Below are 25,900 nucleotides of genomic sequence, written 5' to 3'. Positions count from 1 at the left end.
AGCCGAGCATGAACTATCCCGCCGACATCTTCACCCTCGGAGTTGACCGCGGGGCGTGCCGTTAGCAGCCGATTTGCGCTGATTACCCCAAGGTATGCACCTGGTCAAGTGACAATGCCCACACCGGATATCGGAACCATGGTGTTTCAGGCGCGCCGGATACAGAATCAGTGGCTAATTGTCAGTTTCCTGCCAGCCGTGTGCCATTGCCGCGGAGGCAGATCGTGGGGGGTCCGCATGTCGCCGTTCTCGGCGAATTTCCGCCTGCCCGGAAACAGAAAGGCGCGCGCAACACGCGCGCGTCTTGCCGGGCGCGCCGGCATCACACTGTCCGTGGTGCTGGTCGCAACTCTTCTACCCGCCCAGGCCTGGGCGGCACCACCGGGCGACCGCAGCGGTGTCAATCTGCCGAGCCTTCAGCAGGATCCTGAGGCGAAGCTCGACGCAGCTGCGGCCGCGGCGCTCAAGGACTGGGCGGGTAAGCCGTCGCAGCCACCCGCCGAGTACGAGGCGTCTCAGAAGACCGCACCGGTCGCCGCCTCCGGCCAGGTTTCGCTCTCGCCCACGAGCCCCGATTTCGTCCAGGTCGGCGCGCTCCCCGTCAGCATCGGCAAGCTCGAAGGCACCGGCACGGCCCCGACAGGCACCTGGGCGGCGGCCATCGAAGGACGCACGCAAACCGAAGCGGCGAACATCGACGGCGCCCTCATCAAGATCACACCGCCCGCCGACGCATCGACTCCCGTCGATGTCCAGCTGGACTACACGAAGTTCCGCGATCTCTACGGCTCCGAGTGGGCGTCGCGCCTGCAGCTGCGGCAGTTGCCGGAGTGCTTCCTGACGACGCCGGACGTGCCCGCGTGCTCCGTCTTCAAGGACGTTCCGAGCACGAACGACCCGGTCAAGCAGAAGGTCGTCGCCACCGTCGACCCGACCACCGCACCCGTTCAGGGGATGCGCACCATGACGGGTGGTGCAGCCGGCGCGGTGGTTCTGGCCGCATCCGACAGTGCGGCGGGCGCGGGTGGCACGTACAAGGCCACATCGCTGTCCACTTCGGGTTCCTGGAGTGCCGGTAGCAGCAGTGGCGGATTTTCCTGGACCTATCCGCTGACGATTCCTCCCGCCGCAGCCGGCCCTACGCCCGCCATCGCGTTCTCGTACTCGTCCCAGGCCGTGGACGGCAAGACGTCCGCGACCAACGGTCAGGCGTCGTGGCTCGGCGACGGGTGGGACTACCACCCGGGCTACATCGAGCGCCGATACCGTTCCTGCTCGGACGACCGTGAAGCAAAGCCGAGCAAGCCGAACAACGACAACGCGACGGACAAGAAGAAGGGCGACCTCTGCTGGGTCGCGAACGGCGACAACATCGTCCTCTCGCTCGCCGGCTCGACGACGGAACTGGTCCACGACGCCGCCACCGGGCAGTGGGTGCCCGCGTCCGACGACGGTTCCAAGGTCGAGCGCAAGACGGGCGGCGCCAACGGCGCAAAGGACGGCGAATACTGGATCGTCACCACGCGTGACGGCACTCGCTACCACTTCGGCCGGCACAACGTCGGTGCCCACGGCGACGGCTCATCACCGCAGACGGTCACCGACTCCGTCTTCACCGTCCCGGTCTTCGGCAACCACCCCGGCGAGCCTTGCTACCAAACGGCTTACGCGAACTCCTCGTGCGTTCAGGCATGGCGCTGGAACCTCGACTACGTCGAGGACGTCCACGGCAATGCCATGGTCATCGACTGGGCGAAGGAAGAGAACCGCTACGCCAAGAACGAGAACTTCACGGAGAAGGACCGCAGCAAGGTCGGCTACATCCGCGGGGGCCACCCGACCCGCATCCTCTACGGACTCCGCGCAGACAATCTCGCGGGAGCGCCGGCCGGCCGCGTCGATTTCACCGTGAAGGAACGGTGTTTCGAGGACCGCGACACCAAGTGTGAGAACGCTCAGTTCGACTCCAAGAACGCTGACGACAAGCGAGGGTGGTGGGACACCCCCACCACCCTGTACTGCAAGATGGAGGCGGAAAACTGCTACATCTCCGCTCCGACCTTCTGGTCCCGTAAGCGTCTGGCCGCCGTCACGACCTACGCGCAGCGAACCGAGGGCTCCACTGCGCTCTCCAAGGTCGACCAGTGGGCACTGAACCAGTCCCTGCCGCACCAGCGGACCGACACGCATCCGCCCCTGTGGCTCGAGTCCATCACCCGGACCGGGTACGGACCCAAGGACGGCGCCAATGGTGTCGCCCTGCCGGCGGTCTCCTTCCTGGCCAACACCGTCGACATGCCCAACCGGGTGGCCAAGTCGGCCACTGAAGCGACGCCCGACTTCGACCGGCTCCGGGTGGAGACGATCCGTACCGAGACCGGCGGCGAGATCTACGTCGACTACTCCGATCCGTGCCCGGTCGGTACCGGCGGTCTGACGGAGAAGGGGAACACGACGCGGTGCTTCCCGGTCCGCTGGTCCCCCGATCCGGACCTGGAGCCCGAGAAGACACCGATCGAGTGGTTCAACAAGTACGTCGTGGACAAGGTGGTCGAGAAGGACCGGGTTGCCCGGCAGCCCGACGTCACGACCGCCTACCGCTACGACGGTGGCGCCGCCTGGGCACTTGAGGACGACGAGTTCACCAAGCCCGCACTCCGTACGTACAGCCAGTGGCGAGGGTACGCCGAGGTGGTCACCACGCGCGGTGAGACCGCGCGTACGGGCACGTCCACCGCGACCGAGCAGTCGCAGAAGCGCACCCGCTACTTCCGTGGCCTGTCCACCGACACCGCCAAGGTCGTGGTCAAGGACTCCACCGGAGCGGAGGAGCTCGGGGAGGACCTGCCCCAGTACCAGGGCCAGACCGCCGAGGTCATCAACTACACGAAGGCGGGCGGCAGCGTCGACAACCGCCAGCTGACCAAGCCGGCGAAGTTCGACCCGAGCGCCACGCGCACCAAGACCGATGGCTCCAAGCTGTACGCGTACCGCGGCGGTGTCGACCGCACGGACTCGATCCAGTCCGTCAGCGGGGGCAAGTCCCGCATGGTGCGGGTCTCCAACACCTATGAGGGCGCGGCAGGATACGGCCTGCTCAAGACGGCGCAGACCGATGTCCTGGAGAACAAGGGCACCGGCTGGTCCACCGTCAAGCAGTCGTGCAGCAAGCCCACGTACGTCCACAACCCCGCGAGCAACCTGATCGGGCTGCCCGCGGAGAACCGCGAGACGTCCGGCGACTGCGCCGGAGGCGGCATCGAACCCGGCACCCTGCTCAGCAAGACGCGTACCTCCTACGACGCGGTGAACGCCTTCGGGGCGGCGCCCACGAAGGGCCTCCCGTACCAGGTCGACACCGGTGACGCGGCGGGCACCGGCTGGATCACCTCCGCGCGCACCGAGTACGACGCGCTCGGCCGTGCCATCAAGAGCTACGACGCCGCGAACAGCCCTTCGAGCACCGCCTACGCCCCGGCGACCGGCCCGGCATTCGTCGTCACCACGACCAATGCGCTCGGGCACCAGGTGACGACCAAGCTGGATCCCGCTCGCGGCAGCGTGCTGGAGGCGACGGACGCCAACGGCCGCAAGGTCACCACGGAGTACGACCAGCTCGGCCGCACCACCCAGGTCTGGACGCCTTCGCAGAAGCCGGCCACCGACAAGGCCGCTTACACGTTCGAGTACCAGATAGCCGAGCACAAGGCCCCGGTTGTCATCTCCCGCACGCTGAAGGACAACGGCACCTACAACACTTCGATCGCGATCTACGACGGTCTGCTGCGTCCCCGTCAGTCACAGACGGAGGCAGCGGGCGGCGGCCGCGTGATCACCGACACCCTGCACAGTGCGAACGGGACCGTCAGCCAGGTCAACAACGGCTACCACGCCGAGGGTGCCCTGAGCACGACGCTCTTCGTCCCGCAGTCGGTGACCGAGGTTCCCAACTCGACCCAGACCGCCTACGACGGCCTTGGCCGCGCGGTGCGGATCACCACCTTGGAGAAGGGCGAAGCCCGACAGTCCGCCACCAGCCAGTACGAGGGCGACTGGACCCTCACCCGTAGCGCCATGTCACCCACTGGGGCGACCCCGCTGGCGGGCAGCCGAGCCGTCAAGACCACGACCGACGCGCTGGGCCGTACCTCCCAGGTCGAGCACTACACCGCCACCGACCTCACCACGTCGAGCAAGACCAGTTACACCTACGACGTGCGGGGCAAGCTCGCGAAGGTCACCGACCCGGCAAGCAACATCTGGAGCTACACCTACGACGCCCGTGGCCGCCTGACCGCCTCGGACGACCCTGACGCGGGCACGTCGAAGTTCACCTACGACAACCTCGACCGGCAGGTCTCGACGACCAACGTCTACGACGTCACCCAGTTCACGACGTACGACGCCCTCGGCCGTAAGACTGCGCTGCGCGACGACTCCGAGATAGACCCCATCGCCACGTGGACCTACGACACCCTCCCTGGCGGCAAGGGCCAGCCCGTCGCCTCCACCCGTAAGTGGGGTGCCGGCTCGTACAAGACGGAGGTCACCGGCTACGACAGCGAGTACCGGCCCACCGGATCCAGGATCACCGTCCCGGACCTGCCCAGCACGAAGGGCCTGGCCGGCAGCTACGCGTACAGCACCACGTACACGCCCACGGGCAAGGTCCAGTCGACGACCCTCCCCGCGACCATCGGCGGTCTCGCCGCCGAGAAGCTGATCACGCGCTACAACGCCGACGGCATGGTGCAGACCATGTCGGGCCTGTCCTGGTACACCGCCGAAACCGTCTACAGCCCCTTCGGCGAAGTGCTGCGCACCGCTTCCGGCAACGCGCCCCAGCGTGTGTGGACCACGAACACCTACGACCCCCACACCGGACGGATCACCACAGCATCCGGCCACCGCGAGACGCGCGACCCCGATTCCGATTCCAACCTCCTCTCCTCCCTCACCTATAAATACGACGCTGTCGGCAACCCCATCTCGATCACGGACACCTACCCCGGTGCCACCAAGCAGTCCCCTGCCCGTGTTGACCGCCAGTGCTACACCTACGACGCGATGGGCCAGCTCGTCCGAGCCTGGACCGGGAAGACAGAGGGCTGCCCCACCAGCCCGACAGGACCAGCCCTGGCCGAGATCGCTTCCGGTACGCCGGGTGACGCCTACCGCCAGGACTACGCGTTCGACGCGATCGGCAACCGCACCAAGCTCACCGACTTCGACCCGACCAACGGCGCACTCAACGACGAGACGACCTACACCTACGGTGTAGACATCTCCGGCGGCGCCCAGCCGCCCGTCAAGAAGCAGCCCCACGCCCTGACCAAGGTCAACAAGACCACCAGGACGCCCGGCTCCACGGTCGACTCCCTCTCCACCTACACCTACAGCGCGGCGGGCAGCACCAAGACCCGCACCATCGACGGCGACACCCAGACCCTGAACTGGGACCGACGGAGCAAGCTCCTTTCGGCCACCAGCCCCGGCATCGGTGCCGTGGCCGTCACCGGCCTCTCGGGCAAGTGCCTCGACGTCCAGGGCGGCAGCACAGCTGACGGAACCCCCGTTCAGCTGCTGTCCTGCAACGAGACCAAGCCGCAGCAGTGGCGCATCACCGGCGACACCGTCCAGGCCCTCGGCAAGTGCCTCACCTCCGAGAACGGCAAGGCCGTCCTGAAGGCGTGCGCACCGGGCGAGCCCAGCCAGAAGTTCACCTACCGGGAGACGGACAAGGCCCTCATCACCGGCACCAACCAGTGCCTCACCGTCCCCAACGACAATGACGCCGACGGCAACGACCTGCACACCTTCACGTGTGCCAGCCCTGCCGCGACTCCGGCGCAGCAGTGGAGCTTCGGCAACCTCACCAATTACCTCTACGACGCCGCAGGGAACCGTGTAGTCCAGGAAACGGGCAGCGCCCGCACCCTGTACCTCGGCGAAACCGAGATCACGGTCAACAAGGCCGGACAGGCCATCGACGCCGTCCGCTACTACAGCAGCCCCGGCGCCCCCACGACGGTCCGCCGGACCAACGGCAAGACCACCGGCCACACCCTGTCGCAGCTGCTGACCGACCACCACAACACGGCCACCATCAGCGTCGAGCAGAAGGCCGGCCAGCCGGTCACCCGCCGCAAGTCGGACCCGTACGGCAACCCCCGCGGAAGCCAGCCCGCCAGCTGGCCGGGTGACCGGACCTTCCTCGGCGTCGGCAACGACGACAACACCACGGGCCTCACCCACATCGGCGCCCGCGAATACGACCCGACGACGGGCCGCTTCATCACGGTCGACCCGATCATCGACATCACCGACCCGCTCCAGATGAACGGGTACACGTACTCCAACGGCAATCCGATCACCAACTCGGACCCCAGCGGCCTGAAGCTCTTCGAAGGTGACAACGACGGCGGCTTCGACAGCGGCGGGTGCGGCGGTTGCAACACGGCCGCCAAGAACTACACTCCGGGCCCGAATCTCAGTTACTACCTCAACGGCCCGATCACTCTCAAGCTCGGCGTAACCACGGTGGTCTTCAAGGACGTGCCAACATTCCAGGCGTCCACGAAGGCCTATTACAAGCACGCCCCGAATCAGGGTCGCTACAGCTACAACATCTACGCCGACTGCCTCAACATGGGGGACGGGGCTGGCTGTAACACTCCTCACCCCGGTTCCATGCTTGCCTATGGGGCTACGGACTTCCTGTGCGACCGCGAGGGGGTGTCATGCGAAAACCAGACCAACCTCGGTCATGTTACGGCCGAACTGGCGATGACGACCCTTGCACTCGAAGGCGGACTGCTCAAGTTCTTCGGAGGGGGCAAGGGAGGCGCTCCGAAAGCCGACCCCCCATGCCCCAACAGCTTCGTTGCCGGCACGGAAGTCCTTCTTGCCGACGGATCCAGTAAGCCGATCGAAGAGCTGGCGGAAGGTGACGAGGTTCTCGCGACGGACCCTGAGACCGGTGAGACCGCAAGGAAGATGGTCACGGCGACCATCTACACGGAGGATGACAAGACTTACGTCGACCTCACTGTCCAGACTCCAGACGGCGTCAAGAGCATCACCACGACGGGCCATCACCCGTTCTGGTCAGAGTCTGACCAGGCGTGGAAGGATGCCGCGGACCTGAAGCCGGCGGGAACCCTGCGTACCGACGATGGGTCGGCGGTTGTCATTGTCGCAACCCGCACCTATGAGAAATTCAGTACGACCTACAACCTCACAGTGGCTGACCTTCACACGTATTATGTAATGGCGGGTGACACCCCGGTTCTGGTCCACAACTGCGGCGGTACGGTACGCGGCCACACCGCAGCATGCCCGTGCGCTACGGGCGGCACTCCCGTCGGTCCGATCAATGCCCATCTGGCGGGCAAGACGCATCCGGTCACTGGTGTGCCGTTCGATCGCCACGGGTTTCCGGATTTCAGCAACTGGAGAGATCCCAATACTCCGGACGTCGTCATCACCTTGACTGGCGACAGGAAGAAGGATTTTGCCGCGGCAGACCAGGCGGCCGGCATCTCGGCGAAATACAGGAAGGGGCGGTGGACCTGGAATCATCACCAGAATTGCGGGGTAATGCAACTTGTCAGCATGTCGGTCCATAGTAAAACCGGCCATACTGGCGGATTCTCGATATGCTAGGAGAGGGGTCTGGGTGTGATTTTCGATCAAGAATGTGATTCTGAATACGTTGGTCCGCCGGTGGATTTGGCTATGATCCGGCAGGCCGAGGAGGCGCTGCAGGTTCGACTCCCGAAGAGCTATATCGATCTGCTCTTGGTGCAGAATGGCGGCGTATTGCAGAATCGTTGTTATCCCACCGACTTTCCCAATTCGTGGGCTCAAGATCATGTGTGCATTGATGTGATCTGGGGAATCGGGGGGGAGTGGGGTGTGGACATCATTTCTTCCAACATGATCACCGAATGGGGATATCCTGACGTGGGGGTCGTTTTGGGGTTGATGCCGTCAGGTGGACATGACACCGTGATGCTCGACTATTCGGATTGCGGTCCACTGGGTGAGCCTGCGGTGGCGTATGTGGACGAAAATAGAGTTCCGAGGCGTATCGCCGGGTCTTTCTCCGAGTTCTTGGGTGGCCTTGTGTCTTGTCGCGGGTACGGTGATGAAGAAGATTAAATGCTGATCTATTGATCCGGGTGCATCCAGATTTTCACAAACGCTCGGTGGGGTTTCCCGCCGAGCGTTTGTGTGGGCGGATCGGCTCAGGGCGCGGTCCGATCGGGTTAGGCGCTGAGCCGGACTCAGCGTGGAACGGGCGGCGCGGCGGTGGAGCTTGCCGTGCGAGTACGTCCACAGCTCAGCAGATAACAAGGGGCATCGTTGCACGAGTGTGGACACCCATTGCCCCCGTTTGCCTCGGTCGGCGTCCGCTCACTGCTTCGAGGGGCCGCATCACTCCTTGCCGCCCATGTGGAGCAGCGCACTGTTGCCGCGCGGGGCGTAGGGGACTGCTCTCTGAGGGTGAGTTGGCCAGGTGCCGCGTGGCAGAGAGATGAGAGTTCCCTTGTCCGGGAGTCTGCATTCGTCGAGTACGACCGAGCGAGGAGCGCAGGAGCATGGCCGAGTTGACACTGACCAGTTTCGTGACGTTGGACGGCGTGATGCAGGCGCCGGGCGGGCCCGAGGAGGATCCGAGTGGGGGATTCGCGTACGGGGGGTGGGTCGCGCCGTTCGCCGATGAGGGGATGGGGGAGTTCATCACCGAGGTGTTCGGGCGGGCCGAGGCGTTTCTGCTCGGGCGGCGGACGTACGAGATCTTCGCCGCGTACTGGCCCGAGCACGACGACCCCGCCGATCCCGTCGCGGGCAAGCTGAACCGGCTGCACAAGTACGTGGCGTCCACCACCCTCACGGAGCCAGCCTGGGGGCCGGCCACCGTGCTCGACGGGGAGCACCTGCAGAGCGAAATCGTGCGAGCGAAGGACAGGATGGACGGGGAGTTGCAGGTGCACGGCAGCGGCGTGCTCGCGCAGTGGCTGTTGGCCCGCGACCTCGTCGACGAGCTGAACCTGCTGGTCTTCCCCGTGGTCCTCGGCACGGGGCAGCGGCTGTTCCCCACCGGCGGGCTGCCGACCGCGTACGAGTTGACGGGCTCCCGTACGACGCCGGCCGGGCCGGCGATCCAGACCTACCGGCCCACGGGGCGGGCCGCCTTCGGCACCGTCGGCTGACCCGCCCGGCCAGTCGAAGGGGCCTCGGATCCGGCCCGGTGTCGGGGCCCGGCGCCGCACCCCGCCTCATCCCCGGGCCGCCGCCCGCCCATGGCCGATGCCGTTGTGCTGGATGCCCCGCCGTACCGGCCCGGGCCCGCTCGGCTCGGCCCGCGCGCGAGCCGCCGTGCAGGCGGGCTACCGCGGGGCGGGCCGCCTACCGCCGGTCGAGCGCCAGTTGGACCACGCGGCCCTCGCGCAGGACCAGGAGGTCCGGGGACTCGTTCTCGTAGTGGCGCAGGCGGCCGACCGGGCCCGGGGGGCGGACGTGGGGGGCCAGGAGCAGGAGGAGGTCCTCCAGGTCCGGGAGCTGTTCCTCGTGGACCTCCTGGCGGGTGGTCAGGGCCCAGCCGCCGCGCTCGGTCGGGGCGAACTCGCCGACGAGCATGCCGCCGACGCGCCACGCCGGGCCCCGGGTCGAGAGCAGTCCGTCCCCCGTCAGCTGGCGGCGCACCTCCGCGAGCACGTCGTCGGGCGTGGTGTCGAGCAGGTCGAACGCCAGGTCCAGGGCGTAGAGATCAGCCATGCCGCCGATGCTACGGGCCCGTCGGCCGTGGCCAGGAATAGGGTCGCCCGGCATGATCGGCTCCGGTACGGTGTGCCCGCACCCGTGCGAGCCGCCGATGTCTCCACCCCTGATGAGCCCCGATGGAGACCTGCCGTGACCGTGCTCTCGCCCGCCGCCGGAGTCGGAGCGCCCCGCCGGGCCTGGCTCGCCGATCTGCCCGTGCTGGCCGTCGCCGTCGTCTGGGGCGGCAGCTACCTCGCCGCCAAGGGCATCACCACCACCCACACCGTCGTCGCCGTGCTCGTGCTGCGGTTCGCGCTCGTGATGCCGGTCCTGGTCGTCGCCGGGTGGGCGCGGCTGCGCGCGCTGAGTCCCGCCCAGCTGCGCGGCGCCGGGGTGCTGGGCCTCGTACTCGGGGGGATCTTCCTCCTGGAGACCTACGGGGTCGTCCACACCTCCGCCACCAACGCCGGGCTGATCATCAGCCTGACCATGGTCTTCACCCCGCTCGCCGAATCGGCCGTCAGGAAGCGGGCGCCCTCCGCCGGCTTCCTGGGCGCCGCCGCCCTCTCCGTCGTCGGGGTCGTGCTGCTGACCCAGGGCGCCGGCGCCGGCTTCACCGCGCCCAGCGACGGTGACCTGCTCATCCTCGGCGCCGCCCTCGCCCGGACCCTGCACGTCCTGCTCATGGCGCGCATCAAGGGCGTCCAGGACGCCGACCCGCTGTCCCTGACCACCGTGCAGCTCGGCGCCGCGGTCGTCGTCTTCGCCGTGCTGGCCGCCGTACCCGGGACAGGTGACAGCCCCCGGGCCGCCGCCGTCGGCTTCGGGGCCGCCGAATGGGCCGGGCTCGCCTTCCTCTCCGTCTTCTGCACCCTCTTCGCCTTCTTCGTGCAGATGTGGGCCGTACGGCGTACCTCGCCCTCCCGGGTCAGCCTGCTGCTCGGCACCGAGCCGCTGTGGGCCGCCGTCGCGGGCATTGCCGTCGGAGGGGAGGAGCCGGGGGTCCTCGGCTACGCGGGGGCCCTCCTGGTCCTCGCCGGCACCGCCTGGGGACGGCGCGCCGTGACGCCGGCGACGACGCCCTGAGCGTGGCCGGAAAGCGTCGCAGCCACAGGTGATCACCCGGCTTAGTGTGGCCCCGTGCCCCCCTTACAGAGCCGGCAGGTCCGGGAGTTCCTCCAGCCGCACCCGGCGCCGCTCCCTGCGCGAGAGCTCGCAGGCCTCCGCGATCCGGAACGCGGCCAGTGCCTCCCGGCCGTCGCACGGGTTGGGGCCCTCGCCCCGCACCAGCTGGACGAAGGCGGCCAGCTCGGCCTCGTACGCCGGGGCGAAACGTTCCAGGAAGCCCGTCCACGGCTTGCTGGCCGCGGGCGGGCCGTGCGGTTCGGTGGAGGCGATCGGCGTCCGGTCGTCCAGCCCGACGGAGACCTGGTCGAGCTCCCCGGCCAGCTCCATCCGTACGTCGTACCCGGCGCCGTTGCACCGCGTGCCGGTGGCCGTGACCAGGGTTCCGTCGTCCAGGGTCAGCACGGCGGCCGCCGTGTCGATGTCGCCCGTCTCCCGGAAGAGCGCCGGACCCGCGTCCGACCCGGCCGCGTACACCTCGACCACCTCGCGCCCGGTCACCCAGCGGACCATGTCGAAGTCGTGCACCAGGCAGTCCCGGTAGAGCCCGCCGGAGGTCGCCAGGTACCCGGCGGCCGGCGGCGCCGGATCGGCCGTCGTCGTCCGGACGGTGTGCAGCCGCCCCAGGGAGCCCGAACGGACCAGCTCGCGGGCCGTGCCGTAGCCCGCGTCGAAGCGGCGCATGAAACCCACCTGGAGCAGCCCGCCCGCGGCCGCGACCTCCCGCAGGGCCGCCAGGGACCGGTTCAGGTCCGGGGCCAGCGGCTTCTCGCAGAACACCGGCAGCCCGCCGCGCACCGCCCGTACGACGAGGTCCGCATGCGCCTCGGTCGCCGACGCGATCACCACGGCGTCCACGCCCCAGGTGAAGACCTGCTCCACGGAGGGCGCGGCAGTGGCCCCGAGCCGGTCGGCGAGGCGCGCCGCCCGCGCGGGATCGGCGTCCGCGAGCAGGAGCGAGCCGGCTTCCCGGTGGCGGGCCAGTACCGCCGCGTGGAAGGACCCGATCCGGCCCGTTCCGATGAGCCCGATGCGCATGCACTCAACCTGACCCTGTCGGCGGAACCTGTCAATCCGCCCGCGCATGTCAACCTGCTCGGGCGTGCCCCGATGACCCTTCATGGTCGACTGTGGCGGATACTGAGCGGCTGGACCGGAATGGAGCCGTAATGACCGGATTGGTGACCGGCTCGACGACGGACCGCAATGGTGACGAGGGAAGGGCACGGCGACGTGGCTAGGGTTCGGACAGGGGTACGCGTCGTGGGCGCCGTGCTCGCGGCGGTACTGGGGGCCTCGCTCGCGGGCTGCAGCAGCACGGGCGGCAAGCGGGCCGAGGAGCGGGCGAAGGCCGCCGCGGCGGGCCGGCCCGCCGTCTCGACCCCGCGCTGGACCTTCGCGATGGTCACGCACGCGGGCGACGGCGACACCTTCTGGGACATCGTCCAGAAGGGCGCCAAGGAGGCCGCGGCGAAGGACAACATCAACTTCGTCTACGCCCACGACGACCAGGCGCAGCAGCAGGCGCAGTTCGTGCAGAACGCCATCGACCAGAAGGTCGACGGGATCGTCGTCAGCCTGGCCAAGCCGGAGGCCCTCAAGGACGTCCTCGCCAAGGCCGTCAAGGCCGGCATTCCGGTGATCACGGTCAACTCCGGCTCCGCCCAGTCCGCCGAGTACGGGGCGCTGACCCACATCGGCCAGGACGAGGAGATCGCGGGCGAGGCCGTCGGCACCGAGCTGAACAAGCGCGGCCGCAAGAAGGCGGTCTGCGTCCTGCACGAGCAGGGCAACGTGGGCCACGAGCAGCGCTGTGCCGGGGCGAAGAAGACCTTCTCCGGCACCATGGAGAACCTGTACGTGGAGGGCACGAACATGCCCTCCGTCCAGGCGGCCCTCCAGGCCAAGCTCCAGGCGGACCCCTCCGTCGACGCGATCCTCACCCTGGGCGCGCCCTTCGCGCCCACCGCCGTCAAGGCGAAGGACGCGGCGGGCAGCAAGGCCGAGGTGGACACCTTCGACCTCAACGACTCGGTGGCCCGCGACCTGAAGTCGGGCGCCCTCGGCTTCGCCGTCGACCAGCAGCCCTACCTCCAGGGCTACGAGGCCATCGACCTGCTGTGGCTCTACCGCTACAACGCGAACGTGCTCGGCGGCGGCCGCCCGGTGCTCACCGGCCCGCAGATCGTCACGGCCGCCGAGGCCGCCAAGCTGGAGGAGTACATCAAGCGGGGCACCCGATGAGCACGGCCAGGCCCGCGGACGGGCTCGACGAACGGCTCGCCCCCACCTCCGTCCTGCGCAAGCTGCTCGGCCGGCCCGAGCTGGGCTCGGTGGTCGGCGCCGCCGCCGTCTTCATCTTCTTCTCGATCGTGGCCCCCAGCTTCCTGCAGGCTTCCAGCCTCAGCACGATCCTCTACTCGGCCTCCACCATCGGGATCATGGCCGCCCCGGTGGCCCTGCTGATGATCGGCGGCGAGTTCGACCTCTCCGCCGGTGTCATGGTCACGACCTCGGCGCTGGTCAGCTCGATGTTCAGCTACCAGATGACCGCCAACGTCTGGGTCGGCGTCGGCGTGTCCCTGCTGGTCACCCTGGCCATCGGCTTCTTCAACGGGTTCATGCTGACCCGCACGAAGCTGCCCAGCTTCATCATCACGCTCGGCACCTTCCTGATGCTGACCGGCCTGAACCTCGGCTTCACCAAGCTGATCACCGGCACGGTCTCCACCAAGACCATCGCCGACATGGAGGGCTTCGCCTCCGCCCGGGCCCTGTTCGCCTCGCAGTGGAACATCGGCTCGGTCACCCTCAAGGTCACCATCCTGTGGTGGTTCGCCATCGTCGCCGTCGCCACCTGGATCCTGCTGCGCACCCGCGCCGGCAACTGGATCTTCGCCGTGGGCGGCGGGGCGGATGCTGCCCGCGCCACCGGCGTACCCGTCGTGAAGACCCGTATCGGGCTCTACATGGGCGTCGCCCTGTGCGCCTGGATCTCCGGACAGCACATCCTCTTCTCGTTCGACGTGGTCCAGTCGGGCGAGGGCGTGGGCAACGAGTTCCTCTACATCATCGCGGCCGTCATCGGCGGCTGCCTGATGACCGGCGGCTACGGCTCCGCCATCGGCTCGGCGGTCGGCGCCTTCATCTTCGGCATGACCAGCAACGGCATCGTGTACGCCCAGTGGAACCCGGACTGGTTCAAGTTCTTCCTCGGCGCGATGCTCCTGCTGGCCACGCTGCTCAACGCATGGGTCCGCAAGCGGGCGGAGGCGACCAAGTGACCGCGACCGACAAGAGCACGACCGCCACCGGGCCCGGGGCTGCCCCCGCCCTGGTGAAGCTGACCGACGTCAGCAAGTTCTACGGGAACATCCGCGCCCTCCAGGGGGTCTCCCTGGAGGTCTCGGCGGGCGAGATCACCTGTGTCCTCGGCGACAACGGCGCCGGCAAGTCCACCCTCATCAAGATCATCGCGGGGCTGCACCGGCACGACGCCGGCAGCTTCGAGATCGAGGGGGAGGAGACCGTCCTCGCCAACCCGCGCGCGGCCCTCGACCACGGCATCGCCACCGTCTACCAGGACCTCGCCGTCGTCCCGCTCATGCCCGTCTGGCGGAACTTCTTCCTCGGCTCCGAGCCCACCCGCGGCCGCGGCCCCTTCCGCCGCCTGGACGTGGACCTCATGCGCGAGACCACCCGCGCCGAGCTGCTGCGCATGGGCATCGACCTGCGCGACGTGGACCAGCCCATCGGCACCCTGTCCGGCGGTGAGCGCCAGTGCGTGGCCATCGCCCGCGCCGTGTACTTCGGGGCGAAGGTCCTCGTACTCGACGAGCCCACCGCGGCCCTCGGCGTCAAGCAGTCCGGAGTGGTCCTCAAGTACGTCGCCGCCGCCCGGGACGCCGGCCTCGGCGTGGTGCTGATCACGCACAACCCGCACCACGCGTACCTGGTGGGGGACCGTTTCGTCCTCCTCAAGCGCGGCACCATGGCGGGCAGCCACACCCGCGACTCGATCACGCTCGACGAGCTCACCCGGCAGATGGCGGGCGGCTCCGAGCTCGACGAGCTGAGCCACGAACTGGAGCGAGTGGCAGAATCAGGGGCAGGCACCCCACCGGCCACGGCCGCCGCGGACGGCGCAGCCGGTCCGAGCGACCCGGCCGCCACCTCCGACCCGGCCACCCGACCCACCGCACCCAAGAGGGACGACACGACTCGATGAGCACGTACCGGGACCTCACGCTCACCCACCGGGGGTCGGCGCGGAGCACCGTCCTGCGGACCATCGGGAGCCGGGAGCGCCGCTCGCACCTGACGGCCCCGAGGGTCCCGACGGTCGGCATCGACATCGGCGGCACCAAGGTCATGGCCGGGGTCGTCGACGCCGACGGGATCATCCTGGAGAAGATCCGCACCGAGACCCCGGACAAGTCCAAGAGCCCCAAGGTCGTCGAGGACACCATCGTCGAGCTGGTGCTGGACCTCTCCGACCGGCACGACGTGCACGCGGTCGGCATCGGCGCCGCCGGCTGGGTCGACGCCGACCGCTCCCGCGTGCTGTTCGCACCCCACCTGGCCTGGCGCGACGAGCCCCTGCGCGACGCGCTCCAGTCCCGCCTCGCGGTCCCGGTCATGGTCGACAACGACGCGAACACCGCCGCTTGGGCGGAATGGCGCTTCGGCGCCGGCCGCGGCGAGGACCACCTCGTCATGATCACGCTCGGTACCGGTATCGGCGGGGCCATCCTCGAAGGCGGCCAGGTCAAGCGCGGCCGCTTCGGGGTCGCGGGCGAGTTCGGCCATATGCAGGTCGTCCCCGGCGGCCACCGCTGCCCCTGCGGCAACCGCGGCTGCTGGGAGCAGTACAGCTCCGGGAACGCCCTGGTCCGCGAGGCCCGCGAGCTGGCCGCCGCCGACTCCCCGGTCGCGTACAACATCATCGCCAGGGTCGGCGGCAACGTCTCCGAGATCACCGGGCCGCTCATCACCGAGCTGGCCCGCGAGGGCGACGCCATGTGCGTCGAGCTCCTCCAGGACATCGGCCAGTGGCTGGGCGTGGGCATCGCCAACCTCGCCGCCGCCCTCGACCCGTCCTGCTTCGTCATCGGCGGCGGCGTCAGCGCCGCCGACGACCTGCTGATCGGCCCCGCCCGGGACGCCTTCCGCCGCCACCTCACCGGCCGCGGCTACCGCCCCGAGGCCCGTATCGCCAAGGCCCAGCTCGGGCCGGAGGCGGGCATGGTCGGCGCCGCCGACCTCGCCCGGCTCGTCGCCCGCCGCTTCCGCCGAGCCACCCGCCGACGGGTCGAGCGCTACGAGCGGTACGAGCGCTACGCGCAGCAGCTGGGCCGGCGCGACCCCGCCGGCCCCGAGGACCAGGACAAACAGTGAACCCGCCCACCCTGCCCCACCAGGCCTCCGCCCCCGACGCGGAAGGCCCGCCGCCGCCCACCGCCGAGGACCGCCGGCACGTCGTCAAGCGCCGCTGGATCACCGCGATCATCATCCTGCTGCTGGTCGGCGTGCCCGCGGGCTACCTGGCCATCTCCACCCAGCAGAGCCGCGAGAGCGGCCGCGACAAGGCCGCCCGGGTCGGCGCCTCCAAGGTGCGCCCCGGCTGGCCCTCCAAGGTGCAGCGCAGCATCTACGAGGTACCGATCCCGCCGAAGGCCTGGCGCGTCGGCTTCCTGGAGACGAACAACTGGCGCACCAGCCGCCTGTTCACCCAGTTCGCGGTGACCCCGGAGGACCTCGACGCCTTCCTCGCCGCCGTCGGCACCAGCCGCGCCGCGCTGAACCCGGGCGAGGTGGCGATCTCCCCGCACGACGCGGAGGTCGCGGGCTGGAGCTGGAGCCCGAAGTCGCTCTGGTACGGGGTCAGCCTCGAACAGGCGGACCCGCGGCCCAGCCGGGACATCACGGTGGACCTCACGGACCCCGAGAAGCCCCGGGTGTACGTGGTCTCCACCACCACGCCCTGACCGCCCGGCCCCCGGCCCCGCGGGCCGTGCGGGACCGTGACGACAGGGCCTAGCCTGGGATCATGAAGCTCACCAAGCGGCTGCATTCCTGCGTCCAGTTGGAGAAGGACGGGCGCACGCTCGTCATCGACCCGGGCGCCTTCAGCGAACCGGACGCGGGCCTGGGGGCGGACGCCCTGGTGGTCACGCACGAACACCCCGACCACTTCGACGAGGGCCGGCTGAGGGCCGCCCTCGACGCCGATCCGGCCGTCCGGCTGTGGACCCTGCGCAGCGTCGCCGAGAAGCTCGCCGCCGCCTACCCGGGCCGGGTGCACACGGTAGGCCACGGCGACACCTTCACCGCGGCCGGGTTCGAGGTGCAGGTGCACGGGGAACTGCACGCGGTGATCCACCCGGACATCCCGCGCGTCACGAACGTCGGCTACCTCGTGGAGGGTTCCCTCTTCCACCCCGGGGACGCCCTGACCGTGCCCGGGGTACCCGTCGAGACGCTGATGGTCCCGGTCCACGCCCCCTGGAACAAGGTCTCCGAGGTGATCGACTACCTCCGCGAGGTCAAGCCGCGCCGGGCCCTCGACATCCACGACGCCTACCTCTCCGACCTCGCCCGGCCGATCTACGACAACGTCCTGGGCGCCCTCGGGGGCACCGACCACGGGCGACTCACCGCGGGGGACTCCGCCGAACTGTGACTGTCGGTGCCGGGCGGTAGGTTGGCACGTATGCGTATCGCCACCTACAACGTCAACTCCATCACCGCCCGGCTGCCGCGCCTGCTGGCCTGGCTGGAGAGCTCCGGCACGGACGTCCTGTGCATCCAGGAGACCAAGTGCTCGGCGGAGCAGTTCCCGCACGACGCACTGCGTGAGCTGGGCTACGAATCGGCGGTCAATGCCACCGGCCGCTGGAACGGCGTGGCCCTGCTCTCCAAGGTCGGCCTGGAGGACGTGGTCCTCGGACTGCCCGGCGGCCCCGACTACGAGGGCGTCCAGGAGCCCCGCGCGATCTCCGCGACCTGCGGCGGCGTGCGGGTCTGGTCGGTGTACGTGCCCAACGGGCGCGAGGTCGAGCACGACCACTACGGCTACAAGCTGGACTGGTTCCGCGCCCTGGCCACGGCGATCGCCGCGGACGCGGCCGCCGAGCGCCCCTTCGCGGTGCTCGGCGACTTCAACGTGGCACCGACCGACGAGGACGTCTACGACCCGGCCGTCTTCGCGGGCCTCACCCACGTCACCCCTGCCGAGCGGGCCGCCCTGGAGGCGCTGCGGGCCGCCGGCCTGTCGGACGTGTTCCCGCGCGCGCTGAAGTACGACCGTCCGTACACCTTCTGGGACTACCGGATGCTCGCCTTCCCCAAGAACAAGGGCATGCGCATCGACCTGGTCTACGGGAACGCGGCCTTCGCCAAGGCCGTCACCGACTCCTACGTCGACCGCGAGGAGCGCAAGGGCAAGGGTGCCTCCGACCACGCTCCCGTCGTCGTGGACCTCGATCTCGGGTAGCCATCCGGGCCGACGGATCCAGGCGCGCCCTGTGGCCAGCGGCGGATCCTGGTGCGACGCTGGGCGGTATGAACATCCCTTTCCTGGACAACTGGCTGAACCGACGTGAAAAGGAACAGGGTGCGGGACTCGCCGCCGCCCTCGCGGACGACCCCGAGGGCGTCGCCGAGTTGTTCTCGGAGTGCGAGATGCTGCGCGTCCAGGCACGGGCGGCCGGCCTCGAACTCGACGAGACCCAGACCTCGTTGGAGGCGCTGGACCAGCTGATGCCCCGCTGGCGCCGGGACCCCGAGGCGGTGCCCTGGCTCGGCAACGACGCCGGGTTCTACCTCGGGACCGTGATCATCAGGACCATCCCCGGGGCGGTCTGGCGGGTGTGGCCCAACGGCCAGCCGGTGATCCGGCTGGCCTCCGGCCGGGAACTGAACGTGATCGAGTCGGGGGTGTCCTGGGCGATGACCGGATCCCCCGAACTGAGCCAGGCCTACGCGGAGGCCTCCGAGGGCTGACGGTCGACGGCCCCGGCGTGTCGCAGGCCCCGTCCCGCGCGAAGTGCCCTTCCCGGGCTGGATAGTTAGCGTGGAGCGGGCACTTCGCCGCACCGACACCGACACCGACAAGTGGACAGGGCAGCACATGGCCGTCGAACCGTTGATCGAGCTGCGGGACGTCAACAAGCACTTCGGGGCGCTGCACGTCCTGCGGGACATCAATCTGACCGTCGGCCGCGGGGAGGTGGTCGTGGTCATCGGCCCCTCCGGCTCCGGGAAGTCCACCCTGTGCCGGGCGATCAACCGGCTGGAGACCGTCGAGTCGGGCACCATCCTGATCGACGGGGAGCCGCTGCCCGCCGAGGGCAAGGAGCTGGCCCGGCTGCGGGCCGAGGTGGGGATGGTCTTCCAGTCCTTCAACCTCTTCGCGCACAGGACCGTCCTCGCCAACGTCACCCTCGCGCAGGTCAAGGTCCGGGGGCGCCGCAGGGGCGAGGCGGACCAGCGCTCCATGGAACTCCTGGAGCGCGTGGGCCTCGCCGACCAGGCCCCGAAGTTCCCGGCCCAGCTCTCCGGCGGCCAGCAGCAGCGCGTGGCCATCGCCCGCGCCCTCGCCATGGACCCCAAGGCCCTGCTCTTCGACGAGCCCACCTCCGCACTCGACCCGGAGATGATCAACGAGGTGCTGGAGGTCATGCAGCAGCTCGCCCGCGAGGGCATGACCATGATCGTGGTCACCCACGAGATGGGCTTCGCCCGCTCCGCCGCGAACCGCGTGGTCTTCATGGCCGACGGGCAGATCATCGAGGACCGCACCCCGGAGCAGTTCTTCACCGCCCCCGAGAGCGACCGCGCCAAGGACTTCCTCTCCAAGATCCTCAAGCACTGACGGCATGGACCGCACCGACGGCGGCACCGCTGGCGCGGCCGGCCGCTGCCGGGCGGACCCGGCAGCAGCCGTGGATCACTGCTCGCGCAGCGGCACCGACACATAGCTGGGATCGGTGCGCGGCGAGGAGAAGGTCAGCTGCGCACCGGCGGGGTTGTGCTCGATGTAGAGCGGGTCGACGGTGTCGACGACCAGGGCGAGCCGGTGGCCCGCGGGAACGTCGTAGGCGGTGGAGAACAGCTCCAGGTCCACTCCGAAGGCCTTGCCGGGAGCCTTCCCGTGGAAGGTGTACGGGGCGTTGCTGACGAGCTTGCCGATGCCGAGCGGGCCGACGTCGTAGAGGTACGCGACGAAGGTGCCGTCGGCCTTGGTGGGCGTGAGGGTGGTGTGCAGTTTCACGGTGCCGCGCACCCGGCGGGCCCGGTCGTAGCGCTCCGACTGCCAGACGCCGGCGAAGGCCCGGGGCAGGAGCGGAATGGAGGCGATCGGCGGGGCCTTGGCGAACTGGTCGAGGGCGCTGGAGAGGAGGAGGATGCCGCCGTTGGCGCCGGAGTCGACGTTCGCGAACAGGTGCTCGCTGTCGGAGAGTGCGAGCTTCTCGGTGCCCCCGGAGCCGACCGACTTCCAGTCGGCGTAGCCCTCGTACCCGTCGTCGCTACGGGACTTGATCTGCACCGGGGCCTCGGTGTCGATGCCGTTGCGCTCGCCCTTGAGGTAGCGGTCGAACCAGCGGTGCGCGTTGGTCCAGGTGTCGTTGGGCAGCCCCAGCAGGCCGGTGCCCTCGGCGGTGGCGTGGTCCCCGGGCCGGAACTCCAGCCGCTTGGGGCCGGTCAGCCGCTCGTAGAACTTCGCGTACTGGTTGGGCGGGAAGATGGTGTCGCCCCAGGCGTTGCCGAGCATGATCGCGGCGCCGTTGGCGTTGATCCGGTCCACCTGCTCGGACGCCGATCGCTTCCTGCCCCACTCGATCATCTGCTGTTCCTGGTCCAGCCGGGAGCCGAGGAAGTTGCCGAGGAGCGTCTTGAATTCGGGTCCGGGGCGGCCGGTGAGGTATCCGGCGGCGCCGAGCATCGCGGCGGCCTGGAGGTGCTGGGTCCGGCCGGAGTAGATGGACTCGATGAGGTCCGCCCAGCCGCTCATCGCGACGACGGCCTTGACGCGCGGGTCGTGGGCGGAGGCCAGCAGGGTGATGCCGGCGGCGTACGAGACCCCGCCGAGGCCGATGCGGTCCGCGTCGGCGGGGGAGTTGACGAGGGCCCAGTCGATGACGGCGCTGACGTCGGCGATGTCCGGCGGGCCGGCGACCTCGATGTTGCCGCCGGAGAGCCAGAAGCCGCGCGAGGTGTAACTGACCACGATGTAGCCCGAGTCGGCGAGCTTCTTGGCCTGGGCGATGTATTCGATCTGCGGCAGGCCCCAGCTGGTGGGCAGCACGATCAGCGGGTACTTCCGGCCGCTCTCGGCTCCGGCCGGGGTGAAGACGTTGCCCTTGAGGGTGATGCCGCCGGAGCCGGGGATGTCGTGGAAGCGCACCTGCGACGAGGCGTCGGCGGCGGCCACGGGGGTGGGGGGAGCCGCCTGGGCCTGGTGGGGGGCCAGGCCCAGGGCGGCTGCCGCCAAGAGGGTCGCCAGCACCGCGGCGGTGGTGGTGCGTTGCATCGATCGCTCCTCGCGTACGCCGGGGTTGTCAAAGTGACCCGACGGTAACGGGAGTGTGTTACCGAAAGTAACCCGTGAGTAAGTTACGTGCCGGTAACGATTGGGCGGTTGGGGTGGATCAACTGCGGTCCGGCGCTCAGCCGTTCTGCGGAGCGGTGGACAGGGCGCTCTTGGCCTTCCACTGGTCCCACGACAGGTTCCACTCGCCGTAGCCGTTGCCGATCTCCGCCTGACCCTTCGAGCCCCCGCCGACCACCTCGAAGAGGTCGCCCACCTGGGACTGCCCGAAGAACTCCTTGGCGTCGGCGTCGCTCATCCCCACGCAGCCGGAGCTGCTGTTGACGCGGCCGAAGGCGCCCTCGTTCCACGGGGCGGCGTGCGCGTACATGCCGGACCAGGTCAGCCGCATCGAGTAATCGACCATCTTGTCGTAGGCGTTGTCCAGGCCCACCGTCTGGGAGTCCATCCGGATGGTGCCCTCCTTCGTCATGATCACCATCTTCCCGGACCAGGATGCCTTCTTGCCGCCGGGAGTGCCCGCCGAGATCGGGATCGTCCTGAGCGCCTGGCCGTCCTGGGTCACCGACATCTTCTTGGTGTCGAGGCTGACCTGGATCCGGCGGTCCTTGCCGATCTTGAAGTCGGTGTTGTAGTCCCGGGCGAACAGCCCGCCGCCCTTGCCGGAGTCCACGCCGTTCAGGTGCATCTCGACCTTCACGTCCGTGCCGGACTTCCAGTACTCCTTCGGCCGCCAGTCGACGCGGTCCTTGCCGTCGTGATCCTTGATCCAGCCCCAGGAGCCCTCGGTGTTGTCCGAGGTGGTGACCTTGAGCTGCTTCTCGACCTCGGCCTTGTTCGTCACCGGGTTGTCGAAGACGAGGGACACGGGCATCGCCACGCCCACCGAGCTGCCCTTGGAGATGTTGATCGAGACCTTGTTCACCTTGTCGGCGGGGCCGGTCTTGAACTGCGCGGTGGCGCTCTGGCTCTCGGTGTTCTGCGCCTCGACCTTGTACTCCGCGGCGGGCGGGGCGTTGCGCTCCGAGGTCCAGGTCTTTCCGTCGTCGGATATCTTCCCCGGCAGTTCCGCGCCCTTGGCGTCGGTCACCTTCACCTGGGCCAGCTTGCCCTCGGTGACGGTCACGGTCACCGGCTGCCCCGCCTTGACCTGATCGCCCGTGAGGTTGACCGCGACCGCCATCGGCGCCTTCGGCTTCTCCTCGCCCTTGCCCTTGTCGTCACCGCCACCGTCGCTCCCGCCCGAACAGGCGGTGAGCGAGGCGGCCAGAAGTGCGGTGCCCGCCATGGCGGTGCGGCGTATACGGCTCAACGAAGGGCCCTTTCCAGGAGCGGTGGTGGAAGGCGTACGCAAAAGAGGATGCGACGACGCGACTTTAGGTTCCGCAATCGGGGGAAAAGGTCGCCCTTTCTCTTGTGACATCGACCGCAGCGAAACGGTCATCGTTCGGTCACAAACGTCGCGCACGCCGGTCACGGTCGGCTGTGAGAGTCCTGTGAGAGCCCGTCAGGACGAACAGGAAGGCCGACAGCCGTGTGTGCACTGCTCGTGAACCCCGCCCAGCAGGACCATGACCAGGACCGGGAGCTCCGAGTGCGCACCCTGTCGGTCGCCGAATACCAGGCGTTCCTTTCCCGGCACGGCGGGGCGAGCTTTCTCCAGTACCCGTCCTGGGCCCGGGTAAAGGACCTGTGGCGCTCGGAAAGGGTCGGATGGCACTATCCGGACGGCGAGATTCAGGGTGCCGGACTCGTGCTCTACCGGCAATTTCCCGGAACCCGCAAATACTTCGCCTACCTTCCCGAGGGCCCCGTCGCCGACTGGTCCGATCCGCACATCGACCGCTGGCTCACCCCGCTCATGCGCCACCTGCGCACCTCCGGCGCCTTCGCCGCCCGCATCGGCCCCACCCCCGCCTACCGCCGCTGGGACGCGGCCACCGCCAAGTCCGGCGCCGGGCCCGGCCGGCAGATATCCGACGTCCTCGCCACCGAGGTCGACCCGGTGGGCGCCGCCCTCGCCGACCGGCTGCGCACCCGCGGCTGGAGGCGGTGCGGCGGCGAGGACGACGGCGACGCCCAGCCCCGCCACGTCTTCCGCGTACCGCTGGCCGGCCGCTCCCTCGACGACGTGTGGGCGGGCCTCAACCAGGAATGGCGGCGCAATGTGCGCAAGGCCGAGAAGGCCGGTGTGGAGACGGTCGTCGGTACCTTCGCGGACCTGCCCGAGTTCTACCGCCTGCTGCGCATCACCGAGGAGCGCGACGGCTTCCGCCTCGGCCGCTCGCTCGCGTACTACGAGCAGCAGTACCAGGTACTGAACGAGGAGGCGCCGGGCCGCATGCGGCTCTACCTCGGCATCCACCAGGGGGAGATCCTCGCGGCCCACACGATGATCACCGCCGGCAGGCGCGTCTGGTATCAGACCGGCGCCTCCGCCGACCACCGCCGCGAAGTACGCCCCAGCAACGCCCTGCAGTGGCGCATGATGTCCGACGCCCACGCCCTCGGCGCCGAGGAGTACGACATGCGCGGGGTACCCTCCACCCTTGACCCCTCGGCGCGTTCCTACGGTCTGCTGCGCTGGAAGCTCGGCACCGGCGGACAGGTCGTCGAGACGCTCGGAGAGTGGGAGATACCGATGGACGGAGTCGCCAACGCGGCGCTCTACAAGGCGTTCCAGGCCTACCTGGCCCGCCGGTGACGGCCACCGGAACCGGCACGGGCACGGCCGCAGACCCCGGAATCGACCCCGGAATCGACCCCGGCACCGGCACCGCCGCCGGCACCGGGGCGACCGCTCCCGCGGGCCCCGGCGGCGCGGCACCGGCGAAGAGCTCGGTGCTGCGCAGCGGCGCCCTCATGGCGGCCGGTTCGATCGTCTCCCGCGCCACCGGCTTCATCCGCTCCGCCGTCGTCGTCGCGGCGCTGGGCACCGGACTCCTCGGCGACGGCTACGCCGTCGCCAACACGGTCCCGAACATCATCTACATGCTGCTCATCGGCGGCGCGCTCAACGCCGTCTTCGTACCCGAACTGGTCCGGGCCGCCAAGGAACACGCGGACGGCGGCGCCGCCTACACCGACCGGCTGCTCACCGCCTGCACCGCCGCCCTCGTGGCGCTCACCGCCGCAGCCGTCCTCGCCGCCCCGCTGATCGTCTCGACCTACACCGGCTACAGCGGCGCCCAGGAGAGCACCACCGTGGCCCTGGCCCGGTACTGCCTGCCGCAGATCCTCTTCTACGGCCTCTTCACCCTCCTCGGCCAAGTGCTGAACGCCCGCGGCCGGTTCGGCGCCATGATGTGGACCCCGGTCCTCAACAACCTCGTGATCATCGGCGTCTTCGGGCTCTTCCTCCACGTCTCCCACGACGCGGCGGGCACCCTCACCGCCGCCGAGACCCGGCTCCTGGGCCTCGGCACCACCGCCGGCATCGTCCTCCAGGCCCTCGCCCTCGTCCCCTCGCTGCGCGCCGCCCGCTTCCGCTGGCGCCCCCGCTTCGACTGGCGCGGCAGCGGCCTCGGCCGCCCGCTGCGCAACGCGGGCTGGCTGGTGATGCTCGTCCTCACCAACCAGATCGCCTACTGGGTCGTCACCCGGCTCTCCACCACCACCGGCCAGGACGCCGCCCTGGCGGGCCTCGCCGGCGGCGCCGGCTACACCGCCTACAGCAACGCCTACCAGCTGTGGATCGTCCCGCAGGGCATCATCACCGTCTCCCTCGTGACCGCCCTGATGCCCCGGATGAGCTCGGCCGCCTCCGACGGCGACCTCGCCGCCCTGCGCCGCGACATCTCCTACGCCCTGCGCTCCAGCGCCGCCCTCGTCGTGCCGGCCGCCGCGCTGTTCGCCGCCCTCGCCCCCTGGGTGATGGGCAGCGTCTTCGAGTACGGCCGCACCGGCCCCGCCGACATCGAGGTCATGGCGGGCATGCTCATCGCCTTCGCGCCCGGCCTGGTCGCCTTCTCCGCGCAGTACGTCCTCTCGCGCGGCTTCTACGCCCTCTCCGACACCCGGACCCCCTTCTTCCTGAACCTGGTCATCGCCGGGCTCAACGCAGGGCTGTCCGCCGCCGCCTACTTCCTGCTGTCCCCCCGCTGGGCGGTCACCGGCATGGCCGCGGCCTCCTCCGTCGCCTTCCTCGCCGGCGCCGCCGTCACCGCCCACACCCTCTCCCGCAGGCTCGGCCCGCGCACGGGCACCCGTACCGAGCGGCGCGCGAGCGCTGTACGGACCCACGTCCGGCTGCTGGCCGCCTGCGCGCCCGCGGCCGCCGCCGGGTACGCGGCCGCCCGCGCCACCGACCCCTTCGGCAACTTCGCCGCGGTCGGAGCGGGAACCGCGGCCCTCGCGCTGGTCGTCGTACTCCTCGCCGGGCCACTGCGCCTGACGGAGATCACCGACCTGCTGGACTCCCTGCGCCGCAAGACGGGCCGGTAGCGGGAGGCAAGG

Annotated in this window: 19 protein-coding genes; 15 read left to right on the top strand and 4 right to left on the bottom strand. The window is 69.4% G+C overall.

All coding sequences use genetic code 11. The annotated features are described in order from the left end of the window. The first annotated feature begins 138 nt into the window (after window positions 1-138). From B6R96_RS07420 to B6R96_RS07410, 3 genes are all read left to right on the top strand, one after another. A complete protein-coding gene (locus B6R96_RS07420) occupies window positions 139-7,665 on the top strand; it encodes a ricin-type beta-trefoil lectin domain protein (RefSeq protein ID WP_159396298.1) in 7,527 nt (2,508 codons plus the stop codon). 15 nt (window positions 7,666-7,680) lie between these two features. Further along, window positions 7,681-8,163, top strand: a complete 483-nt coding sequence (locus B6R96_RS07415; RefSeq protein ID WP_237291361.1) for an SMI1/KNR4 family protein — start codon at window positions 7,681-7,683, stop codon at window positions 8,161-8,163. A 440-nt stretch (window positions 8,164-8,603) separates the two neighbouring features. Next, window positions 8,604-9,218: a dihydrofolate reductase family protein gene (locus B6R96_RS07410; RefSeq protein ID WP_081522024.1), complete on the top strand. Its 615-nt coding sequence runs from the start codon at window positions 8,604-8,606 to the stop codon at window positions 9,216-9,218. Window positions 9,219-9,414: 196 nt separating this feature from the next. On the opposite strand, the gene B6R96_RS07405 is transcribed toward B6R96_RS07410, so the two are convergent. Then, window positions 9,415-9,783, bottom strand: coding sequence for a hypothetical protein (locus B6R96_RS07405; RefSeq protein WP_081522023.1), 369 nt, complete (start codon window positions 9,781-9,783; stop codon window positions 9,415-9,417). Between the two features lie 135 nt (window positions 9,784-9,918). On the opposite strand from B6R96_RS07405, the gene B6R96_RS07400 reads away from it, so the two are divergent. Further along, complete coding sequence (locus tag B6R96_RS07400) at window positions 9,919-10,854, top strand: DMT family transporter (protein WP_081522022.1); 936 nt, start codon at window positions 9,919-9,921, stop codon at window positions 10,852-10,854. 63 nt (window positions 10,855-10,917) lie between these two features. Here B6R96_RS07400 and B6R96_RS07395 read toward each other — a convergent pair whose 3' ends face one another. Continuing rightward, window positions 10,918-11,931: a Gfo/Idh/MocA family protein gene (locus tag B6R96_RS07395; RefSeq protein WP_081522021.1), complete on the bottom strand. Its 1,014-nt coding sequence runs from the start codon at window positions 11,929-11,931 to the stop codon at window positions 10,918-10,920. Between the two features lie 195 nt (window positions 11,932-12,126). Between B6R96_RS07395 and B6R96_RS07390 the strand changes: the two genes are divergently transcribed. The 9 genes from B6R96_RS07390 to B6R96_RS07350 all read left to right on the top strand — a co-directional run bounded on the left by B6R96_RS07390 (window position 12,127) and on the right by B6R96_RS07350 (window position 19,768). After that, entirely contained in the window at window positions 12,127-13,137 is a 1,011-nt protein-coding gene (locus B6R96_RS07390) for a sugar ABC transporter substrate-binding protein (protein WP_078626748.1), read from the top strand. Then, complete coding sequence (locus tag B6R96_RS07385) at window positions 13,134-14,177, top strand: ABC transporter permease (RefSeq protein ID WP_053702795.1); 1,044 nt, start codon at window positions 13,134-13,136, stop codon at window positions 14,175-14,177. Before B6R96_RS07390 ends, B6R96_RS07385 begins: the two co-directional genes overlap by 4 nt. Next, window positions 14,144-15,121, top strand: a complete 978-nt coding sequence (locus tag B6R96_RS07380; protein ID WP_443069885.1) for an ATP-binding cassette domain-containing protein — start codon at window positions 14,144-14,146, stop codon at window positions 15,119-15,121. The genes B6R96_RS07385 and B6R96_RS07380 overlap by 34 nt, the downstream gene beginning before the upstream one ends. Beyond that, on the top strand, window positions 15,118-16,290 hold the full coding sequence (locus tag B6R96_RS07375) for an ROK family glucokinase (RefSeq protein ID WP_081522020.1): 1,173 nt from the start codon (window positions 15,118-15,120) through the stop codon (window positions 16,288-16,290). The genes B6R96_RS07380 and B6R96_RS07375 overlap by 4 nt, the downstream gene beginning before the upstream one ends. Further along, window positions 16,287-16,880, top strand: a complete 594-nt coding sequence (locus tag B6R96_RS07370; RefSeq protein WP_053702796.1) for a hypothetical protein — start codon at window positions 16,287-16,289, stop codon at window positions 16,878-16,880. Before B6R96_RS07375 ends, B6R96_RS07370 begins: the two co-directional genes overlap by 4 nt. A 62-nt stretch (window positions 16,881-16,942) precedes the next feature. Then, complete coding sequence (locus tag B6R96_RS07365; protein WP_081522019.1) at window positions 16,943-17,575, top strand: MBL fold metallo-hydrolase; 633 nt, start codon at window positions 16,943-16,945, stop codon at window positions 17,573-17,575. A gap of 30 nt (window positions 17,576-17,605) precedes the next feature. Next, window positions 17,606-18,388 carry an exodeoxyribonuclease III gene (locus B6R96_RS07360; RefSeq protein WP_030390571.1) on the top strand — a complete coding sequence of 261 codons (783 nt, stop codon included), beginning with the start codon at window positions 17,606-17,608 and terminating at the stop codon, window positions 18,386-18,388. Between the two features lie 68 nt (window positions 18,389-18,456). Continuing rightward, window positions 18,457-18,897 (top strand): DUF6278 family protein, encoded by a 441-nt coding sequence (locus B6R96_RS07355; protein WP_030390572.1) that lies wholly within the window; start codon window positions 18,457-18,459, stop codon window positions 18,895-18,897. 127 nt (window positions 18,898-19,024) lie between these two features. Continuing rightward, window positions 19,025-19,768 carry an amino acid ABC transporter ATP-binding protein gene (locus tag B6R96_RS07350; RefSeq protein ID WP_030390573.1) on the top strand — a complete coding sequence of 248 codons (744 nt, stop codon included), beginning with the start codon at window positions 19,025-19,027 and terminating at the stop codon, window positions 19,766-19,768. 75 nt (window positions 19,769-19,843) lie between these two features. Here the strand turns inward: B6R96_RS07350 and B6R96_RS07345 are convergent, their stop codons facing one another. Beyond that, window positions 19,844-21,427 carry a CocE/NonD family hydrolase gene (locus B6R96_RS07345; protein WP_081522018.1) on the bottom strand — a complete coding sequence of 528 codons (1,584 nt, stop codon included), beginning with the start codon at window positions 21,425-21,427 and terminating at the stop codon, window positions 19,844-19,846. A 136-nt stretch (window positions 21,428-21,563) separates the two neighbouring features. Beyond that, window positions 21,564-22,733: a L,D-transpeptidase gene (locus B6R96_RS07340; RefSeq protein WP_107475479.1), complete on the bottom strand. Its 1,170-nt coding sequence runs from the start codon at window positions 22,731-22,733 to the stop codon at window positions 21,564-21,566. Between the two features lie 246 nt (window positions 22,734-22,979). Between B6R96_RS07340 and B6R96_RS07335 the strand changes: the two genes are divergently transcribed. Beyond that, window positions 22,980-24,149: a lipid II:glycine glycyltransferase FemX gene (locus tag B6R96_RS07335; protein ID WP_081522016.1), complete on the top strand. Its 1,170-nt coding sequence runs from the start codon at window positions 22,980-22,982 to the stop codon at window positions 24,147-24,149. Window positions 24,150-24,202: 53 nt separating this feature from the next. Further along, window positions 24,203-25,888 (top strand): murein biosynthesis integral membrane protein MurJ, encoded by a 1,686-nt coding sequence (gene murJ / locus B6R96_RS07330; RefSeq protein ID WP_081525015.1) that lies wholly within the window; start codon window positions 24,203-24,205, stop codon window positions 25,886-25,888. Window positions 25,889-25,900: the final 12 nt, after the last annotated feature.

It is taken from the genome of Streptomyces sp. Sge12 (genome assembly GCF_002080455.1).
GTDB lineage: Bacteria > Actinomycetota > Actinomycetes > Streptomycetales > Streptomycetaceae > Streptomyces.
Note: the sequence above shows the minus strand (reverse complement) of the source record. Positions and strands in the feature narration are given on the sequence as shown.

Bases quoted from the DNA above. Each gene is read 5' to 3' on its own strand.
- B6R96_RS07420 (WP_159396298.1), top strand. From the start codon at position 139: ATGGTGTTTCAGGCGCGCCGGATACAGAATCAGTGGCTAATTGTCAGT.
- B6R96_RS07410 (WP_081522024.1), top strand. From the start codon at position 8,604: ATGGCCGAGTTGACACTGACCAGTTTCGTGACGTTGGACGGCGTGATG.
- B6R96_RS07405 (WP_081522023.1), bottom strand. From the start codon at position 9,783: ATGGCTGATCTCTACGCCCTGGACCTGGCGTTCGACCTGCTCGACACC.
- B6R96_RS07395 (WP_081522021.1), bottom strand. From the start codon at position 11,931: ATGCGCATCGGGCTCATCGGAACGGGCCGGATCGGGTCCTTCCACGCG.
- B6R96_RS07385 (WP_053702795.1), top strand. From the start codon at position 13,134: ATGAGCACGGCCAGGCCCGCGGACGGGCTCGACGAACGGCTCGCCCCC.
- B6R96_RS07380 (WP_443069885.1), top strand. From the start codon at position 14,144: ATGGGTCCGCAAGCGGGCGGAGGCGACCAAGTGACCGCGACCGACAAG.
- B6R96_RS07375 (WP_081522020.1), top strand. From the start codon at position 15,118: ATGAGCACGTACCGGGACCTCACGCTCACCCACCGGGGGTCGGCGCGG.
- B6R96_RS07365 (WP_081522019.1), top strand. From the start codon at position 16,943: ATGAAGCTCACCAAGCGGCTGCATTCCTGCGTCCAGTTGGAGAAGGAC.
- B6R96_RS07360 (WP_030390571.1), top strand. From the start codon at position 17,606: ATGCGTATCGCCACCTACAACGTCAACTCCATCACCGCCCGGCTGCCG.
- B6R96_RS07355 (WP_030390572.1), top strand. From the start codon at position 18,457: ATGAACATCCCTTTCCTGGACAACTGGCTGAACCGACGTGAAAAGGAA.
- B6R96_RS07350 (WP_030390573.1), top strand. From the start codon at position 19,025: ATGGCCGTCGAACCGTTGATCGAGCTGCGGGACGTCAACAAGCACTTC.
- B6R96_RS07345 (WP_081522018.1), bottom strand. From the start codon at position 21,427: ATGCAACGCACCACCACCGCCGCGGTGCTGGCGACCCTCTTGGCGGCA.
- B6R96_RS07340 (WP_107475479.1), bottom strand. From the start codon at position 22,733: ATGGCGGGCACCGCACTTCTGGCCGCCTCGCTCACCGCCTGTTCGGGC.